At 42.2% G+C, this 1,806-nt stretch carries 1 protein-coding gene and 1 rRNA gene; both read right to left on the minus strand.

Translation table 11 applies throughout. From position 1 onward, the window contains the following. Window positions 1-136: 136 nt before the first annotated feature. Window positions 137-1,558 carry an ethylbenzene dehydrogenase-related protein gene (locus tag GGQ84_RS15425; protein ID WP_429163707.1) on the minus strand — a complete coding sequence of 474 codons (1,422 nt, stop codon included), beginning with the start codon at window positions 1,556-1,558 and terminating at the stop codon, window positions 137-139. A gap of 118 nt (window positions 1,559-1,676) precedes the next feature. Continuing rightward, window positions 1,677-1,793 (minus strand): 5S ribosomal RNA (gene rrf, locus GGQ84_RS15430). Window positions 1,794-1,806: the final 13 nt, after the last annotated feature.

A 1,806-nucleotide genomic window follows, 5' to 3' on the forward strand; every position in this document is an offset into this window, starting at 1 on the left:
CGCGATGGACACCCTTGTCATTGGCTAGTGGTTCCCACTACCAAGCCCACAGCGGACTTTCACCGCCAAGTTACCGCCCGTGCCGGGCACACGTATATAAGAAGGAGGCTTTATCTAGCCTCCTTCTTATATTTCTTTATTCTATTCTAATTGCATTAATATCTACCTCTTCTTCTACACCTATACCAAGGGTCTTTTCAAAAGAAACATGATGTCTACGATTAGATACGTGATCATCAAATAACCCAAATCCAACTGTATATATTTCTCCTTCTACAAGAGCTTTGTCATCGGGATTACCAGTATCTAAGCTTCTTACAAACACCACAGTCCATATACCATTTTCCCAGGTGCTATAAGCTCTTACATCAGCAGCACTGCCTGAGGGATCTCGTAGAAGTCTATAAGGTAATAAGTCTCCTTCTTGAAACTCTGTATCTTCATCAAAAGGAATACCGTTTTCATCTGGCTTAAGCGGAACCATTTCTAACATTTCTTCAAATCTATCTTCAGGTATAGCGTTAAGACCGTCAGTTTGATCTGGATCATACATCCATTCTATTTCATTCTGTGATGTAAACGGTCCTTCACCATCGTCCCCAAATCTGTACTCAAGTACGTAATCATCACTGGCATACTGTATAGGCGCTGAACGATTACCTCTAAACTGCCATAAATCTAAAAACATTCCTTCTTGATACATAGCTTCTATTTCACTTTCAGGTTTGACATTATCCCACCCTGCACCTTCTCCTTCATAATCTGTCCTAGTTGCCAACAGATACTTCCTTATATCACTTCGGTTTAATCCTTCTTCCCCTAGATAAGGGTGAGCTACTACTTCTTCTCTAGAAGGTGCTTCGGGCATTGCTCTCATACTATCATGGCAAGTAATAAAACAACCTGCTTCATTCCAACCAATATCAGCACCATCATAAGCTGGGATATCTTGATCAGTAAAAAGCATTGTTACCCTATCTTCGTAGCTAGGTATGTTACCATCGCTGTCAACATCGGGCCTAGGACCTCCATCTCTTTCCCAATCTTCGCCATTATATCGCCAAAGCTGATGTGAAATTCCTGGCCGCTCTGATTCCCACTGCAACTTTAAATAGAAGTTCTCATCGTCATAAGCAGCTTGAGCTAATAATTCTTTGTGTGGTTCTTTTCCTTCTATAGGGTCATCTTCTAATGCATCATGATTTACTAAACTTTCACCTAATCGCTCTTCTTGGCCTTGATGGCAGCTACTACAGCTAGCTCCTCCCTCCATTGCACCTGCTCCTGGGTGTTCCTCACTCACTAGATACTGCCATGAGGACTGTCCTGGATAAAAAACTGTCATCTCACTTACTGGTACTTCTCCCCAATCTCCTGGAAACTCGAAGCCCTCAGAGTAATCGATTGGATCATATGTTACTGTTTCCACTTGTTCCTGGGGCTGTTCTTCTGGCTGGGGATCTTCTTCCTCCTCTTGAGGAGGACAACCCGTTAATATTAAAGCAGAACATATTAACACTAACACCACTAAAAGAGACAATGTGGTTTTCTTTTTCACTCAAAATTCCTCCTTTATCTGTATGTAATCAGGTTTAGTATGTGTTTTAGGAGTTTTTTTATGTACTGTATTAGATTGTAACGCAAAAAAACACCCACAAAAGTGAGTGTTTCTAATTGTCTGGCAGCGACCTACTCTCCCAGGACCTCTCGGTCCAAGTACCATTGGCGCTGAAGGACTTAACTGCTGTGTTCGGCATGGGAACAGGTGTAACCCCCTCGCCATCACCACCAGACTTGAATGTTATC

It is taken from the genome of Desulfitispora alkaliphila, assembly GCF_050433185.1.
In the GTDB taxonomy this organism is placed as follows: domain Bacteria; phylum Bacillota; class Desulfitisporia; order Desulfitisporales; family Desulfitisporaceae; genus Desulfitispora; species Desulfitispora alkaliphila.